Raw genomic sequence first — 17,326 nt, 5'->3', positions numbered from 1 at the left:
CCTCCCTCGACAAAGGCGGCCAAACTCGTACGACTCTCACCTACAACGCCTTGCGCGACGGACGGAGGAAGCCGGCTCTTCCCCTGAGGCAACCTTTACTCATTAATCATTCCGGAAAGACCGAAAAAAAGGGTACTTTTGTGTATTTTTGACTCAAGATTACCGCAGAGAAACCGATAGCCTCATTGAAGCACGACGTAGAAACCGCTCGATCTCCGGAAGACGGCTTCAGCGAGCCTCCGCTTCAGCTCGCAATGAAGGCGCCCCCACGAAAGGAAGCAGAAATGAACATAAGCAAGAAGATCTTCACTGCCAACGTCGCCATCGTCCTCGCCGCAACCTTCGTCACCTCGACCATCACCCTGCATGTGACCAAGCGGGAAATAGCGCGCCAAGTGAACAACTCGCTTACCTCGCGCAGCAAGGCGTTCCGTGAGCTGGTGGGGAGCAAGGGGCCCATCCGGGTCGTGAACGGCAAACTGATGGCCGGCGATCTCCCCCTGCAAGGGAACAACGACCTGGCCGACAAGATGAAGGAGCTCTTCGGCGGCGAGGCGACAATATTTCAGAAAGACGTGCGGGTCGCAACCACCATCAAGAAGGGGGACGGCAGCCGTGCCGTCGGGACCACCCTGCAGGGCCCGGCCTACGAGCCGGTGATCACCCGCGGCGTCCCCTATTCCGGCGAGGCTCCCATTCTGGGTACGCCGCACTTCACGAGCTACCTCCCCCTCAAGGACGACAAGAACGAGGTCATCGGCGTGTTGTTCGTGGGCGAGAAGAAGTCGGAATACCTGGCCGTGTTCGACAGCATGGAGAACTGGGCCATGTTCATCTCCTTTGTCCTGGCCGGGGTACTCTCCCTGGTCGCCTACCTGGTGTTGCAAAGGGCACTGGTGCCGCTGCGCAAGCTGATCGCGACCCTGGAGAACGTGGCCGAGGGTGACGGTGACCTCACCCACCGTCTCGAGGTGAGCCCCGACGAAATCGGGGTAGCGAGCCGGCTCTTCAACGTGTTTATCGAGCGGGTTCAGGCGATCGTGGTCAGCGTGGCGCACAGCAGCGACCAGGTGGCCATTGCCAGCGGTGAGCTCAAGTCGAGCGCCGGCCGGGTGGCCCAGACCACCGAGGACGTCGCCGAGCAGACCGTGACCGTCTCGACGGCCGGCGAAGAGATGGCCGCCACCTCGTCAGACATCTCCCTTTCCTGCCAGCGCGCGGTGAGCAGCGCCGAGCACGCCTGCGAGCTGGCGAGCCTGGGTGTGACCGACGTGGAGCGCAGCATCCGCGACATGCAGCGCATCAACGGCAAGGTCGACGCCACCTACCAGAGCATCTCCGGGTTGGGAGCCAAGTCCGAGGAGATCGGTGCCATCATCGGCACCATCCAGGACATCGCCGACCAGACCAACCTGCTCGCCCTGAACGCCGCCATCGAGGCGGCGCGCGCCGGCGAACAGGGACGCGGCTTCGCCGTGGTGGCCGACGAGGTGCGCCGGCTGGCCGAGCGTACCACCGAGGCGACCAAGGAGGTCGAGGCCACCATCCGCTTCATCCAGGCCGAGACCGCGCGATCCGTAGTCATCATGCAGGAGAGCGCCGAGGGTGTGCATCGCGGCACCGCAGATGCCGAGAAATCCGGCGCGAGCCTCAAGGAGATCCTGAACCAGATCAATTCCGTGACCATGCAGATCGGGCAGATCGCCACCGCGGCCGAGGAGCAGAGTGCGACCAGTCGCGAGATCAGCAACAACGTGCACCAGATCACCGGCAGCATGCAGGGTGCCGCCCAGGCGAACCGCGAGTCCATGGCGGCCGTCGACCGTTTGAACCAGCTGGCAGGGAGCCTCAGGGAGCAGATCAGCAAGTTTCATTTCTAGCAGTTCAACCAGTACCAGCCCCGGTGCGCCGGGGCCAAGGGGGAGCCGGCACCAGCCGCCTCCCCCTTTTTTATACCCAAAACAGCTAACCACAGTGGACACAGAGCTTCACAGAGGACAAACGGCGGAGGAAACCGCTAAACCTTAGCTGGCTAACGCCAGTCATCCGCTCGAAGAAACTCCCCCTCCCATTCAAGGGGAGGGCCAGGGTGGGGATGGGCAAAGCATCCAGCCTCAGCTGCTCCCACATAGCTTGGCAAACCTAACCCGCTCACCAACAAAGGTTCGCAAAGGAAAACCACCGGCGGTGGAAACAGCTAGAACCTTAGCTGATTAACGCCAGCCATCCGCTCGAAAAGACTCCCCCTCCCCTTCAAGGGGAGGGCCAGGGTGGGATGGGCAAAGCTTCCAGCCTCAGCTGCTCCCACATAGCCTGGCAAACCTAACCCGCTCACCACAGAGGTTCGCAAAGGAAGAGCAACGGCGGAGTAAACCGCTGAAACCTTGGCTGATTAACGCCAGTCATCCGCTCGAAGAAACTCCCCCTCCCCTTCAAGGGGAGGGGCGGGGTGGGGATGGGGCAAAGGTTCGAGCCTCAGCTGCTCCCACATAGCTTGGCAAACCTAACCCGCTCACCACAGAGGTTCGCAGAGGAAGACCAACAGCGAGGAAAGACTCCCTCAAGACTGGTCTCCGCCTTGTACCGCTAGCATTAGGGCCGGAACCCGTTGTGGTGGTTTCGTCTCCTTTCCTCTCCTTTCCTCTCTGCCGGCGACCGCTCCAGAGCAGCGCCTTTCTTCGTGCCCTTGGTCGCTCCGTGGCAAATCCCACTTTTTATGTTTCCCCGCCTTTGATTTTCCTCTGGGGTGACAGCGTGGAGCACCCTTGATCACGCTGTTCAAACCTTGCATGTTAATTATTTCCAACCATATAGCCAATCGTGTGGTGAAAAGATGTTCAGGCAAGGTGCAACAGAGGGTAGAACAGACATCGTGTCCCATCTGGGCAGAAAACAGTAAAGGATAAACAAAACCGCGGCACTACGACGCTCTGGCATGCCTTACGGGGGAATTGGCACCGTTATTGGATTAGGCGTTTCCAACGATACAAATTCACACCCACCTAAAAGGAGGTACGTCATGGACGCGTACAAGTTTGACACAACCGGGACCGACGCAAAAATTCTCGCCAACAGCAACGTCTTTTTAACGACCTTGTTCACCCTGGGTATCTTCAAAAACAGCTGGCGCGACGAACTCGGATCGCAGAGCGCGTTGCAAAATGCTTACGACGGGTACCGCCGTTCCTTCGAAGGGGGTATCACGGGCAACCGAATCGACATAGCGTCTCGCAAGGAGGCGCGCAAGGCGCTCAACGTCATGATCCAGAAGATCCTCTCCTACCTGGCGATCTTTGCCGACCAAAGCGATATCCAGTTGTTGCTGAATACCGGCGTGGTAACCAAAAAGTCCAAGACCCGTGCGCGTAGAACCCTGAAGCCCGCTCCGGCCACCTAGCCGCAGGAACCTTGCCTCCCCCTGCCCCACCTGCCCTCGTAGTTTCTTGCTCCATGCCTCTCTCTCCGGCAGTTCCACCCCTTGATTAGGGGACTGGACTGCCGGATCTTTTTCGTCCCGGCTTTGAACCCCGCCCTTCCCCGAGCTACTTCTTTAATCTTCCCGATTTAAGCTATTCATGACCTGCTTATTCTTAAGTAAGGGGTGCGTTAACTAATGTGAGGGTCACGTTAAGCTAAGTGGCCTCGATGTTAGCTTAAAAAAGCGCTTCACAGCCGAGCGTGAGGTGCAGATAAGCCGATGCGAGCCTCGTTGCTCCAAATCGTCCCCTGATTCAGCATAAAAAACCGGAGAATAAGCATTTTCACCCCACGATATTTCTTCCGATCCCCTCACTTAGTGAAAAACCAGGTCGGTTTTGCTTACCCAACGCGACTCCTCCCTCAAATGAAAGGCGCGTATTGCTTAAACACGGTCGCAGTTAGCTTAACTACGATCTTACTTAGCTTAACTGCCACCACACTTAGCTTATCTTCCCCTGCGTTAGCTTAGCTAAGCCCCTGCGAAACGAAACTCCACCCCGTGCGAGCTTACGCAGGCGTCACCTTGGCTAATTTCACGCCGGGTAGCTTACCTACGGGCGAAGCTAGGTTAAGGACGCCCCCTTTCAGCTTACCCGGGAGAATCTTAGTTTAAGGACGACCTCGTGCAGCCTACCAGCGCCGATTTTAGCTTGATGACGATCACGTATAGCTTTTACCGGCGAGGGGTTCAGCTTAACAATAGGACCAACAAGCATAACCTTGAGGATTTCTGCCTGAACACCTCGGCAACAGCCTGGTCGCGGGTTTTATGAAATGGCCTGGAGGAGGTTTGGTGAGAACGTGGAGATCTTCGTAGAAAAACAGGGGCGGGTTCTCTCAGGTCCCTGGACGGAACCCCAGCGCACCGGCCGAAAAACTAATTGTCAGCGATCGCTGTTCAACATCTAAACACTGCGCAAGTTCCGAACAGCCCATTTCACTCCATTCGGAGTCTCGGCATACCCTACCGTGCCAGATTTAATTCGCGTTATTCTACAGTTAGGAAATTCCTGAATAAGGCGCCAAAGAGGTGCGCATTTTGAATGGGTGGTTATACTTGCTCCAAAAGGGGGCGAGTGACGTGGATCTAAAAAAACTGTTCAAGTTTTTCCACGCCGGGCCGAAGAAGGACCGGGACAATCACAATCCAAGGAGCCACCCCATGAAGGATACGACGACCATCGCACCGACCACCGCTTCGGCACTAAACCTCAGCATGGCGAACCTGCCGATCTGGTGCCTGTTGATCCTGGCGAGCCTGCTTGCGCTGGCCGGGGGTATCGCTACCTCGGTCCTCTTCTTCGGGCTGTTGCTACTCTTCTCGCTGCTGCTCATGAGCAGTCGTCATCTGAGCGCACGTACGGTGCTGATCTCGGTCCCTCCTGGGGATTAGACTCCGCAACCACGACAGTACCACGAAAAGAAAAACGGCAAGGCCTCTATGGCCTTGCCGTTTTTCTTTTGTGCAGGATTTGAACAGCCTACAGAAAACTTTTCACCGCCAAGGAAAACAGGCTCAATATGGTCGCGGCAAGGATTTTCCGGTTGCGCCGAGCCTCGAGGAGCACCACCATCTTGAGCCCCAGGAAGAGAATCATCGACTTCCCGGCCACACTCAGAAGGTGCACCGGCGCAATGAACGAGGTAGGCAGCAGGGGAATGGTGACTGCGATAAACAGGATGAAGTACTCCAACGGCGAGTCCATCAGGAACTTGGTCTTTTTCCGCAGCATGAGCAGAATGAGCACGCAGACCAGGACCATGGCAAACAGGAAGTTCGAGACGAACGTCACCGGGACATCGAGCAGCTCGACCTCGCGCCCGCTGTTTTCCACCACGTAAATGAGAAAGGCTCCGTTGAAGTAGATGAGGATCTGCAGGAAGAAGTTTCCCTGATCAGCCGTCTGCAGGAAAAGAACCACGGTCGCAACGATCAGGAGCCAGGCCACCGAGGAATTGGCAAGATTGGAGGGACCGGTGATGATGAAAAGCGGCAGCAACAGGATAACGAGAATCAGGTAGCGTACCGTAAGCAGGAAGTAATGGGAGTACTTTACCATCCAGCGGTAGGAGAAGGCATTTATCAAGGCGTGGTCGTCGCGCAGGAACCGGTGGTCTTTCCCTTCCAGGAGCTTGGCGAGGGCCCAGTTGGCCAGGCAGAAGAACACCAGGAGCAGGACCAGGTTGATCAGTTGCACACGGTCCGGCAGCAGGCGGAACATGACGGCGTAGGTCGCCAGGAAATAGCTCAACCCGTAGACCAGGATCACCGTCGTCTTGTGTCCTAGGCCCAGGTCCATGAAGCGGTGGTGGATGTGAGAGCGGTCCGGGCTGAACATCTTCTTGCCGTTGACCAGTCGCTTCCCCATGACGAACAGGGTATCGAATACCGGCACGGCCAGGATGATCAAGGGGGTCAGTTCCGACCCCACCCCCGACATATAGTTGTGCTGCACCAGGTGCACCGACAGTACGGCGAGGCAGTAGCCAAGAAAGAGGCTTCCGCCGTCCCCCATGAAAATGCGGGCCGGGTAGCTGTTGAACTTCAAGAACCCCACCACCGCACCAAGCAGCGCCGCACTCACGCCGACCATCATGTTATCCCCTGCGATGTACGACAGGAATCCAAAGGCCGCCGCGGCAATGGCGGTAACTCCTCCGGCCAGGCCATCGAGCCCGTCCAGGAGGTTGATGGAGTTGATCACCCCCACGATGACAAAGATGGTGAAAGGTATTGAAAAGAAGCCGAGGAGGATCTCCCCGTTGCCAAAAAGGTCGCCGATGCTGGTGACGCGGATGTCACCGACAACGGTAACGATGAGGGCAGCCATCACCTCGCCGAGGAATTTCTTTTCCGCGGTAATCTGCTCCAGATCGTCAGTGAGGCCAGTGAGGAAGACGACGAGGCCGCCAGCCAGGAACCCCCGCATCCCGCGGTCAATCTCGGTGAAGAGAATGACCCCCAGAAGGAGCGCAAAGAAAATAGCAATCCCCCCCAGACGCGGCACGGCCCCAGTGTGGGTCTTCCGCTCGTTGATCTCGTCGAAGATACCAATGGAGACGGCAAGACGCGAGATGTTGGGGATCAAAACGAGCGAGGTAAATAATGACGTGAGAAATATGTAAAAGACGTAGATGGATGGCATTTCATACCAAGGTGCTGCACGATCGGTAGAGGCTGGTTTTGGTGCATTATAATGTCAGCACACTGAGAATACCATATTTTTCTAGGTCAACTGACAAATCATTTAACTCGTTCACATGTATTGAGAGAAGATGGGATTGTCCTGACTGGCGCGGTAGGAGATAACTGTCAAAGCAACGCGGTTGGTACGACAGTGGCTGGCGGGCAGGTGTCTCCTGACCATTAGAATGGAGACGGACAAAGCGGTAGCTCGCAGGTGCGGCCTATTCTGTTGCCAACAGACATTTTAGTTCAGAGGGAGGGTCCGGTAAGTCCTTGAGAATTTTTTGAAAGAGATTGCTGGACGGCGCCAACACAGCAGCAACCGTCAACGCAATGAGGAGCAGATCAAGAAAAACTGTTTGTCTCTCGATGTACCACTGTTCAAGAGCACCCTTGTATGGGGTGATGTCTTCTTTAAAGCACCGCAAGTATCCCTTCGGGCTCTTGGTAAGGATAGCTTCCTCGTCGCGGAAGACGATGGATCCGATACCCGAGAGACCCGGGCGTACCCGGCTAAGGTCCGCACGCACCTCGGGCGCGTACATGGCAAACTGGGAAGGAACCAGAGGACGGGGACCAATGATGCTCATATCCCCAATTGCGATATTGAGGAGTTGGGGCAACTCGTTGATCTTCGTGGCACGAAGAAACCGTCCAAAAGGAAGAATGCGCGGGTCACCTTCGGTGGTGAAGAGCCCTTTTCCCAAGTTCGGACTGTCCTTCAACATCGTGGCAAACTTGTAGAGCCCAAAGGGCTTGCCGCCCAAGCCGATCCGCTCCTGGCGGTAGAAGATCTCGCCCTCCCCGGTGCAACGCAGGATGATCATAACCGGGATGAACAGAGGTGAGAGGACCAAAAGTGCAGCCAGCGAACAAGCAAGATCGACTAATCGTTTCATGGTTTACATCCGTCCGTCGAGGTATTTCCCCGTCTCTTTGTGGCCAAACTCAGGGATCATGACAGTGAAGAGTTGCACCATCTCTTCCTTGGTCCACATCCCGCGTTTTTTTAGAAGTGCAATCTTCTCTACGAAAAGGTCAAGCAACGCCGGATCGAAAAGCGCCTCGTTCTTCACGATTCCGATAGACTGGAAGCGCTGTAGGTCGAGATGCTCATCAGCCATGAAAAACTCCTCAAAATCCTTTTCGCCAGTGGTATCGCTGTCGAAAAAGTAGCAAGGCCACTTTCCTTGCACGGAAAGCTCGGTGACGCGTTCGCGTGCCTCGTCCTCGGTCGAACAAAGGAAAGGGGTATAGCCTCTTTGTTCCAGGTACTTCACAGCGATTTCCGCGAAGGTTATCAGGTGCAGCCGTTCGCTCAGTTTTGGGAAAAAAATGTCCCGGTTCTCCCCCAGCAAACAGGAGAGCAGGCAAAGCTCACCAGACTCTTCTGGAGTAACGAAGTAGCGCTTCACGTCCTGTGGGGCCGACAACGGCTGGCGCTTCATGATGCGCTGATTGAAGCCATGCAGAAGGCTGCCATCCGAGAAAGCAACGTTGGCAAACCGCGCCGTGGAAACCGGGATTTCCAGGCTGCGCCTCATCAGGAACATCTCCATGATCCGTTTCGAGGCACCCATCATGTTAACGGGATTGGCAGCCTTGTCGGTGGAGACGCAGAAATATTTTTTGGCTCCCATGCGGATAGCCTGCTGCAGTGAGGTATCGGTGTTGAAGATATTCACATTCACAAGGCGCATCAGAGTGAAGGGGTCCTTCTCGCTCCGCACGTGCTTGAGAGCAGAGAGGTTCAGGACGTAATCGTAGCTATTTTGGGTGGCGAGAAAGGCCTCAAATTCCGGGGACCCCGAGTCCAGAGCGAGGGTTTGGAAGTCTCCGGGGATATATCCAAGGGAACTGCGCACATCCCGGACAAGTTCCACCATGTTGTTTTCGCTGATATCAACGACATGCAGCCGCTGCGGACTCCGTCTGAAGATCTGCTTGACCACCTCTTGGCCGATGGATCCGGCGCCGCCGAGGATAAGGAAGGAAGATTGTTGTACGAGTGAAGTAAGCTCGGCTTCGTGGCTGGCGATATCTTGAACGAAAAGCTCCTCACGTCTGCCGATAAGATCTAGGATGTCCATGTTCCCTCTCCGGTAAGGCCCCGCATGGCGCGGTACCCGATAGCAAGTTTTGGTCCCCTCTCCCCCGTCAGGCTCCGGCAAGGTAGGCGCTGCTCGGAATGTTCACCAAGCGACGCTCCAGACTTTCAGCAACAAAGAGATCCATTCGAGGATTCTTGGAAAACATCGGGAGCCGGTGCATCAGAGTCCAGGCCGGTCGGGTCATCAAGCCGCGTTCGTTGGTCTGCTCCAAGAGGCAATCCCGCAACTCGGCGCGCTCTTCCTCGAGAACCAGGGCGTTAAGCCAGTAATTGCTGGTCGCGAAGCCGGGCTCCGTGAAAAACCTGACACCATTGATCCCAGCGAACTGTTCCTGGTACTTGGCGGCCAGCACTCGCTTACGAGCGAGGAATCCGGGGACCTGTTCGAGCTGGGCACAACCAAGGGCAGCGTTAAGCGCGGGCATCCGGTAGTTGAAGCCGACCCGGTCGTGGTTGAACTCCCAGCGGTGCGGCACCTTCGCCGTGGTAGTGACGTGCTTGGCGAGCCGGCCGAGTTCCTCGTCGTTGGTCAGAATAGCCCCGCCGCCTCCGGTGGTGATGATCTTGTTGCCGTTGAAACTAAGAGCTGCGCAGGCCCCGAAGCTGCCGGTGTGAACGCCTTTGTAGTAGGAGCCGAGAGATTCTGCTGCGTCTTCGATGAGCACCAACTGGAACTCTTCGCACAGCTGCACCAAAGGATCGAGGTCGACCGGGTGCCCGAAACTGTGCATGGGGACGACGGCGCGGATACGTGCACCAGTCTTCCTGTTGCGACAGACGCCACCCTGCACTTGGGCAATCTCTTCAAGGTAGGTTCTGAGCCGGAACGGGTCCAGCCCCAGGGTCTCCTCACTCACATCGACGAAATGCGAGGTGGCGCCGCAGTACCAGACGGCGTTCGCGGTGGCGATAAAGGTGAAGGTCGGTACCATCACCTCATCGCCCGGCTCCACACCCGCCAGGTGCAGGCAGGCATGCAGGGCGGCCGTACCGTTGACCGTGACGATCGCCTTCTTCACACCAGTGAACTCCGCAAGCATCTCCTCGAACCGGTCGACGTAGGCCCCGACGGAGGAGACGAAATTGGAGTCGATACAATCGGCGAGGTAAGCCTTCTCGTTTCCGGAGAACTCTGGGATATGAAGCGGTACGAAGTTGGCCGGGTTCTCAAGAACTGCGGCCAGAGCGGCTACGATAGTATCAACAAGGGGATTCATGCGGGGACTCCGGCAATTTCAAAATTCAGGGGCTGATCACGAAGTTACCTTCGGGGTCCGCCTGGCGCATCTTCTGCGCGTGGTCCGCTGAGCAATACCACACCCGGTCGCGGGCCAATAGCATGACCGGCAAATCGGTTATTGAATCAGACCAGGCAGCAGCAACTTCCCTATCGCCTGTGCTATGAAGGTAGTTACGAACCGCTTCAGCCTTTGCCTCCCCAAAGCAGGAAGAACCGATGGTTCGCCCGGTAAAGATGCCGTTTCGGCACTCGAACTCGGTAGCAATAACGGTCAGGCCATATTCGGCAAAAAGCGGCCGGAGTGCGAAGCCAGGAGAGGCGCTGGCGAGAATGACCTCGCCCCCCGCCTCCCGGTGCTGCTCAATGGTCTTTATCAGTTCCGGCCTAAAAAGCGCACGGACCCTGCTCGCGAAACGATCCAAGGCAGAAGAGAGCTGCTGTTCTGTTGTACCACGAATGGCCTCCCCGATGCAGCGCAGCTTGCATGACTGAATGGCATCAGTTGACCTGCCAGCAATGAGCGGGGCCAACTGAGCGGCGACCACCGGAGTTTTCCAAGGGCGGGCACGCAGAAGTTCAGCAACCAGGAACCTGGTAGTGTCCCGCGAAGTTATCGTTCCGTCAAAATCAAAAATAAGGCGCTGCATCCTAACCAACCATTCCTTTTTCTGCTGGATTAAGGCTGCGCGAGGCGACAAAACGGCTCCCATAGTGAAGTATTTCACCCACAAAGGCAAGGGGATCATCGAGAAAAAGATCGTCAAATGCGTCTGTTTTACCGGAGCACACTGTACTCAATGCTTGTAGCGGCTTTCCTTGGAGCGTCTGCGTCGCTGCTAGCATAAGATCACCAAGAAACCAGCGACCTCGCCAGTGCATGAGAACCCTGTCGTCTTGGTGGTACTTCAGCGCAGCATCCGGTCCCTCTGTAGCGCAGAGCCAAGCCAAGTAGGGGAATTCGGCCCCTGCGCTGATGGCGAGAGGGATGGAACCCCACAGTCGCGGGTTAACCTCTATGAACCATATCTTTCCGGTTATTGGGCAAACCTTGTACTCGACCATGGCAAGTCCGTGCCAGCCAATTTTGCCGAGCAGCGCCGCGGTGAATTGAACCAACTGTTCGTTATGAGCCGACTCCCTGAAGGTGCTGGTACCACCGGTGGCAATTTTTTCACGAAGTCTGCGGTGGCAGAAAAAGGTGATCGGCTGACCGTGCCAGTAAAGCGCAGAGCAGCCCCACCCCTCTCCGTAGATACGCTCCTCGACCTGTGGGTACCGGGAAGGTTCCAGGTCGTACTCCCGGATCAGCCTCTGGACGGTCCGTTGAGCTTCCTCAGGAGTCTCGGCATAGAAGACGCCCTTGGCCGAGTTGCCGGTCAGCAGCTTGATCACAGTTTTTCCGATGCCGGCAGCTTTGATTGAGCCGGCAAGTTCGGCCGGATCCAGGTAACTAATGCGTGCGGCGGTGCTGAGGCCTGCGGAGTCGGCGAGGTCGTAGGAGCGAGCCTTGTTGTTGAAAATGGCGCAGTGCCGGGCATCCGGGAGCAGCGAGCCGAGCACACCCGGGAACCGCTCCCGGTGGCGCGCCAGAACCTCTGTCTCGTTGTGCGATGGCATCAACAGGCGGACGTTCAACTCTTTGCAGTGCCCAGCGATGGCATCTACAAAGGCTTCTTCATCCTCGTAGTGCGAGGGGTAGTTCACGAAACCGCTTTTTAACCGGGAACTTTGACACATGCCGAAGCGGTGGCTGTCCGAGACGGTGACTCTGAGACCATGCGCGGCAAGATTCCTCAGCGCAGCATAAGAGGAACGCACCCAACCATACGTTATCAAAACATCATTCATAGTCTGTCTCGGTAAAACTTGGCAAGAAGTTCATTCGTCATTGAGGCCGTTGCAAACCGGAAAAGTGAATCCTGAAAAAGTTTTCAAGGCTTTCCTTCACCCGATCTAGATCTAGTTCAGACTCAAAAAAGGTTGCTACGTTCCGCCTCAGGAATTGGCTATCTCCCTCAGTCAAATTTGCCACAGCCTTCGCAAGGGATGCGACGTCACCAGAATTATAGTTGAATCCTAGTCCCTGCTCAGCCACGAGTGTCTCAAGGTCCCCGGTCATGGAGTTCAAAATTGGAAGCCCTGCTGCAAAATAGGAATTGGCCTTATAAGAGAATGCTGCGCTGGTATTCTTATATCCGTTAAACCCAGCGTCACACTGAGCAAAAATCTCTGACAACAGAGACGGGTCATAGACCGGACCGAAATATTTATGGGGTAACTGGTGTTCTTGCAGCCGAGTAATCAGCCACTCACGTCGGTCCCCATCACCGACGATAAATAGCCTCATTGAACCTTTTTTTTCAATCATCACGTCCAAAAGTGTTTCGAAGTCGTAGACATGGCCTATGTTACCAATGTAGGCAAGCGTTAGCAGATCACCGCCCAACCGCTTCCCCTTGGGAAGCCCCTCGCAGCCGATATACACTCTCGCCGCACAGGAAGCGGGAGCTCTGAAAAAAGGAAGAGAGTCCGCAAGAAACCGGTCGGAGACCGAAAGAAGCAGATCGGCCTTAGACACGGCACCGATGAAAAATGTTTTCCAAAGCCGGAACAAAGGTCCAAGCAGCTTGCGATGTACTTCCTTGAAGGGCAAAACATCAGGCCAGATGTCTACCACATCCACTATTCGTAGTTGCTGCCGGTGTGACCTGAATACCAGCCACGCAATGAGATTGAGTGGCAAAGAAGCATAGATGACATCGTACGTGTGACGCGATCTGACTGAAAAAAGCCAAGCTCTAATTGAAAAGCAGAAATGGGAAACGAACCTCGCGATACTTACGTTATGGTAATAAGGCAAGGTCGGAAGACGGTGTAAAAAGCGGGAATCCTTGTACTCGAGGGGGAGCGATCTCCGCTTGGTAAGATGGTCAAAGTCGGTAGTGACAATATCAACATCACCGAACTTGGCCAGGACCTCGGCAACGATACGGGGACGATTGGCGCTGGATTCATGGTAGAACGGTGCTAGCACCAGGATTTTAAGGCCTGAAATCATTTCTGCCCTCATCGGGTGTCCGGCTATAGAGCATGGTTGAAAAACATTTAGTGAAGCAGTTCCAGGACCGGCAGCAGGTTGTCCATGAACAGCCTCAAGCCTTGTTCAAGTGAGGTAAAGTTACGATTGTCGTTCTCCAGCAATTTCCCCTCGAGTTCTTCAAGAAGAAATAAAGCAAGGTTTGCCGGGCGTTTTGAGCCATCCTTCCAGTCTGTGGGCGGCCAACCTGCCAGTATCCCATCATCTGGTAGCATCCCGTCTAGAGCCTGCTTCACCCTCAGGGGCAAACCTATGGGCTGGCGGGTTCGTAACCCCAGAACCAAGGCATCGTAGCCGGCCTGCCGTCGGCAGGTATATTCCCAATCAATCAACCAAGGCCCTCCCTCTCCAACTAGGATGTTGGCCGGTTGGAAATCACCGTGCGCCTGAGTTGTGGCGATTATGCCGTGCCCCCCTACTTTGGCGAAGAGTCGCGGTAAGGCGTTGGCTAGGAGATCCCGTGTCGAGCCATCCAAGAGGGTGTTCTTTTTTATAAGCCCTGCGATCCTGTCCATTAATTCTGTTCTATACCAGTCCCTGGGGCAGAGTTCCTGGGTTTCTGTGTACATGGTAAACAAGGGATCCATCACCTGTTGAATAGCACGAGCAGCTATCTGTCGATTCCGCAACCGGTTAATCGGGGTACCCAAAATGAGTCTTTCGCTGTACCAGCCATTGTCAGCATCGGACTCTAGGATGTCTGGGATCGGCAAGTAACTGAAGCGGTGACGAACGGCCAGTTCATTGGTCAGAAAGACTGTAGGTGCTCCACATTTAGCCACTACAAAACAACGATTCAGGCCGTAATCCAGCAGCCTTAGGTGGTGATTCCCACCAATGATGATCATCTGCTCAGCATTGGCAAGAGGCGGTTCGATTTCGACGATAGCAGTAGCCAGCAGTCGCGAGGAGAGCCGATTCGTCGCCAGCAACGAGTAGACATAGTTAAGCGGCGTACGCCAAGGGCGTGTGGACCTAGAAAACTCATATCGAGCGGGCAACAGCGGTTCTTTTTCGACATCAGGCCTGAAAATGATATTGAGGTACGGATTACACAGCCACTTCTGTCCCGCAGCTTCTTGTCGAATGTCTCGTGAGCACCAAGTGACGTGATGCACCCTCCCCTGCCGAACCGTGAAAAAGTGTGTAAGGGTGCTTTCGAGGATGGAACCAAATGGTTCACGTTGCATTAGGTCACTAATTCTCATTGTTCACCGGCAAAGACTGTCTGGCGAATCTCATCCGAGATATCTTCAATGGAGCGTAGACAGTTGATTGTCCTCCAGGCCTCGTTCTGCTTCAGTTTATGATAGAGGGTAAGCCGCTGAAGCAGGGTTTCTTCGGAGTCCGGAAAAGGCTCGAACTTCTGTCGCGAGCGAACGAGAGAGTCCTCGACCGGAATGAGTAGCAGAAAGGAGTGATCTGGAGATGGAGTCACCCACGTTACAAACTTCCAGAGCAGCCACTCCTGAAACCTGGAATTCGGGAAGTTAAGCGTGAAATCGATCCAGGTGTCGTACAGGTACCTGTCGGCTATCACAACTCGTCCAGACAAGCGAAGCCAGCGAACGTAAATGCCATAGAGCAGCGCCAGGTCGGCCAGGGCAAGGATGAGCCAAACGGTCTGAACCCATCCCTTGCCCAAGGTCTTGGACCGCGCTTCGGTTCTCCCGGTCGGGATAACTTTTTTCCCAAGAACCCTCCGTGCAAAAACTTTGGCCGCGTGGAAAACCGGGGTATAACCTCCCCGGGACCATAGGCACACCGGTCTTTTACCTCTCTCGGAGAGAGTGGAAGAGAGGTTCGCAATCTGAGTAGACTTGCCGGCACCGTCGATACCTGAGAAAACTATGAGGGTTGGAAATTTTTTCATCTGGTGTGCCCCCCCCTGAGGTAGTGCTTGAAGAGAAACTTAGCTCGCGAACCGCCCGGAGTCAGGCCGCAACAGGATAAAAGATGCTCGCGTGTCGGGATCACCGATTTTGCAAGGGAGGCTAGATCATCGTGCAACAGAAGATTGAAAAGGATAAATGACGATTTGTGGAATTGCCTTTTCTGCGGTGCGAGTAGATCTCCCTTACTCAGAATCTTCGCAAGCACGACTCCCTTAACGCGTCCAGGAGCAAGCGCTGTGAGAACCACTTGCGGTACCGGACTCCCCAAAATAACCTGAGGAATCAACAGTGAGAGATAGACGACAGTTTTCAATTTTAATGCAGTCGCCATCACGATGAAATTATCCCAGTTCACTTCTTCGCCCACACACCGAAGGTACCAGTCAACGTCAAGGTGGAGTCTGATCCCTGGATTGCGCAGGTAGCTGTGAGCAGCATTGTGTACGCACAACTGAAGCAAGAAGTCCTCGCGCCCGAGGATCCGTACGCCACCCGGATGCGGGCCAAGAGATCTTTGTAGCAACATGGCAAAGTCAGGCTCATTGCCGGAGAATAACCACCTTCTGGCCACAAAGGTAGTCTGTATGTTGAGGCTCAATGATAATCCAGTGGCGATATCACGCTTATATTGCACCCGACCACTGCTCATATTAAAACCTGTCGAATTATCTGCATCAAAAGCAGTCAGGCAACGGTAACCGCGCTGAACCAAGATTTCGTGAGCGCGACGTAGGTCCGAGATGGCCAGCAATAGATCAAAGTCTCCGAAACTGTAGTTTGTGGAGACAGGATGTACACCAAAGGCTAGGCCGCCATTCTCCAAAACAATCAACGAAACGGTTTCTTCTTGAAAAACAAGGGAAAGGCCGTGTAACTCGTTCAGGTACAGATTAAGTTTCGCACCCTGTTCTTCCATGGCAGTACGTTGTGCTGTCGTGACAAGGTTGCCTGATATCCTCAACAGGCTCTCAGCGAGTAGAGGCGCCAGCTTGTTTTTTTGGGCGATCTCCCAAAAATCTGTTATCGACATTGCACTGTCGGCTATAGCCGGATCTTTGCGAAGCGGCCGATTGAAAAGCGGCAGAAAAGGTGATAGCTCCTTTCGGACGATCTGGGAAATGAGAGTTCTGATTGCCTGGGTGTGTTTACTCATACACAGCGATCGCAAGACATATCTGCAGTCAGGAGAGAATGGTATTGTTGTGCTGCTTTTTGCCATGAGAACTGGGAGCTCTGTTCAAGTCCTGATGAAATCAGTTGTCTGCGTCTGTCCTCGTTATTAAGTATGTTTGCAATAGCCTCAGCCATGTCCTCAACATTAAACGGATCGAAGTACTCAGCGGCACTGCCACAAATTTCGGGGAGCGCACTGAAACGAGATACGGCGCACGGGACTCCACAGGCCATTGCCTCCAGTGGTGTAAACCCGAACGAATCGTATAAGGACGCATATACGTATGCGCGCGCCCGTTGATATACCGCAGGGAGCAGTTTGTTATCCAACTTATCAAATAGATGCACGTACTCAGAAATCCCTGCAGTTTCTATGAGCTGTTGAATCCGTTTTTCTTCACTCGCCCACACCGGACTTCCAATCAATACGAGATGTTCATTGATCTTGCCCTGACTTCGCAACAGCGCGTACGCCTTGACCACCCGATAGTAGTTCTTGTGTGGGTTCCTAGTCGAGACAGATAAAATAAAGGAAGATGGAAGATTTTTGGGCTCTTCATCTCCGGCATCAGCCAAAAGCTGCGACGTCCGGCAGTGAAACTTACTAACATCAATGCCATGGTAAATAACACGTGTTTTTCTGAAGACCTTGCCGTTGCCACGTGCTAATTCCCCCTTCTCGCAATAAGACATGGCAACGGGAACGCTTGCCCATTTCAAGGCAAGGCTTTTGAGAAGGCGCCAGTAGCCCAGCTTCAACATGCTATCACCGGCAAGTTTTGGCAGCAGCAAGGTGAGCGTTTCGTGGAATACGGCTATGGACTTTCGCGCCAAGGGATAAATGAGTGGAGGGAGGGTGTCATCCGCCTGAAAATAGCAGTCGCACCGATGTTGAGCGTACAAAAGAGGTACCCGAAGATGTTCGTAAAATAGCCTCCGGACGCCTATAACATTCTCAGAATGCAGAACGGTGACATTGGATGGCAATGGAACAGGGAAATAGGTTGCCTCCGATTCAGGTAAGATGACCAGGATCTGGAGTTCAGAGTCGAGTGCAGCCAAGGCGGGTACAAGATTTGTGACAAAGACCCTTGAACCGCCACGACGAGCGCTAAGTGCATTGAGCAATACTTTCAAGATAGAT

Annotated in this window: 14 protein-coding genes; 3 read left to right on the top strand and 11 right to left on the bottom strand. The window is 54.7% G+C overall.

What is annotated here, in order from left to right; genetic code table 11:
* The first annotated feature begins 284 nt into the window (after window positions 1-284).
* The 3 genes from H7688_RS14155 to H7688_RS14145 all read left to right on the top strand — a co-directional run bounded on the left by H7688_RS14155 (window position 285) and on the right by H7688_RS14145 (window position 4,873).
* Window positions 285-1,880 carry a methyl-accepting chemotaxis protein gene (locus H7688_RS14155; protein ID WP_183361810.1) on the top strand — a complete coding sequence of 532 codons (1,596 nt, stop codon included), beginning with the start codon at window positions 285-287 and terminating at the stop codon, window positions 1,878-1,880.
* A 1,139-nt stretch (window positions 1,881-3,019) separates the two neighbouring features.
* Window positions 3,020-3,397, top strand: coding sequence for a hypothetical protein (locus tag H7688_RS14150; RefSeq protein WP_183361809.1), 378 nt, complete (start codon window positions 3,020-3,022; stop codon window positions 3,395-3,397).
* Window positions 3,398-4,642: 1,245 nt separating this feature from the next.
* The gene (locus H7688_RS14145; RefSeq protein ID WP_183361808.1) at window positions 4,643-4,873 is read left to right on the top strand and encodes a hypothetical protein; all 231 of its coding nucleotides are present in this window, start codon (window positions 4,643-4,645) and stop codon (window positions 4,871-4,873) included.
* An 88-nt stretch (window positions 4,874-4,961) separates the two neighbouring features.
* Here the strand turns inward: H7688_RS14145 and H7688_RS14140 are convergent, their stop codons facing one another.
* The 11 genes from H7688_RS14140 to H7688_RS14090 all read right to left on the bottom strand — a co-directional run bounded on the left by H7688_RS14140 (window position 4,962) and on the right by H7688_RS14090 (window position 17,319).
* Window positions 4,962-6,626, bottom strand: coding sequence for an MraY family glycosyltransferase (locus tag H7688_RS14140; RefSeq protein WP_183361807.1), 1,665 nt, complete (start codon window positions 6,624-6,626; stop codon window positions 4,962-4,964).
* Between the two features lie 262 nt (window positions 6,627-6,888).
* On the bottom strand, window positions 6,889-7,566 hold the full coding sequence (locus H7688_RS14135) for a sugar transferase (protein ID WP_183361806.1): 678 nt from the start codon (window positions 7,564-7,566) through the stop codon (window positions 6,889-6,891).
* Between the two features lie 3 nt (window positions 7,567-7,569).
* The gene (locus H7688_RS14130) at window positions 7,570-8,757 is read right to left on the bottom strand and encodes a UDP-N-acetylglucosamine 4,6-dehydratase (protein WP_183361805.1); all 1,188 of its coding nucleotides are present in this window, start codon (window positions 8,755-8,757) and stop codon (window positions 7,570-7,572) included.
* A gap of 67 nt (window positions 8,758-8,824) precedes the next feature.
* Window positions 8,825-9,994 carry a LegC family aminotransferase gene (locus H7688_RS14125; RefSeq protein ID WP_183361804.1) on the bottom strand — a complete coding sequence of 390 codons (1,170 nt, stop codon included), beginning with the start codon at window positions 9,992-9,994 and terminating at the stop codon, window positions 8,825-8,827.
* Between the two features lie 25 nt (window positions 9,995-10,019).
* Complete coding sequence (locus H7688_RS14120) at window positions 10,020-10,664, bottom strand: HAD family hydrolase (RefSeq protein ID WP_183361803.1); 645 nt, start codon at window positions 10,662-10,664, stop codon at window positions 10,020-10,022.
* A gap of 1 nt (window position 10,665) precedes the next feature.
* Entirely contained in the window at window positions 10,666-11,865 is a 1,200-nt protein-coding gene (locus tag H7688_RS14115) for a carboxylate--amine ligase (RefSeq protein WP_183361801.1), read from the bottom strand.
* 37 nt (window positions 11,866-11,902) lie between these two features.
* Window positions 11,903-13,075 (bottom strand): glycosyltransferase family 4 protein, encoded by a 1,173-nt coding sequence (locus tag H7688_RS14110; RefSeq protein ID WP_183361799.1) that lies wholly within the window; start codon window positions 13,073-13,075, stop codon window positions 11,903-11,905.
* 47 nt (window positions 13,076-13,122) lie between these two features.
* On the bottom strand, window positions 13,123-14,304 hold the full coding sequence (locus tag H7688_RS14105) for a phosphotransferase (RefSeq protein WP_183361797.1): 1,182 nt from the start codon (window positions 14,302-14,304) through the stop codon (window positions 13,123-13,125).
* Window positions 14,305-14,318: 14 nt separating this feature from the next.
* On the bottom strand, window positions 14,319-14,987 hold the full coding sequence (locus H7688_RS14100) for a dTMP kinase (protein WP_183361796.1): 669 nt from the start codon (window positions 14,985-14,987) through the stop codon (window positions 14,319-14,321).
* Window positions 14,984-16,162 carry a nucleotidyltransferase family protein gene (locus H7688_RS14095; protein WP_183361795.1) on the bottom strand — a complete coding sequence of 393 codons (1,179 nt, stop codon included), beginning with the start codon at window positions 16,160-16,162 and terminating at the stop codon, window positions 14,984-14,986. The genes H7688_RS14100 and H7688_RS14095 overlap by 4 nt, the downstream gene beginning before the upstream one ends.
* A complete protein-coding gene (locus H7688_RS14090; protein ID WP_183361794.1) occupies window positions 16,159-17,319 on the bottom strand; it encodes a glycosyltransferase family 4 protein in 1,161 nt (386 codons plus the stop codon). The genes H7688_RS14095 and H7688_RS14090 overlap by 4 nt, the downstream gene beginning before the upstream one ends.
* Between the last annotated feature and the right edge of the window lie 7 nt (window positions 17,320-17,326).

It is taken from the genome of Geomonas limicola (assembly GCF_014193675.1).
GTDB lineage: Bacteria > Desulfobacterota > Desulfuromonadia > Geobacterales > Geobacteraceae > Geomonas > Geomonas limicola.
Note: the sequence above shows the minus strand (reverse complement) of the source record. Positions and strands in the feature narration are given on the sequence as shown.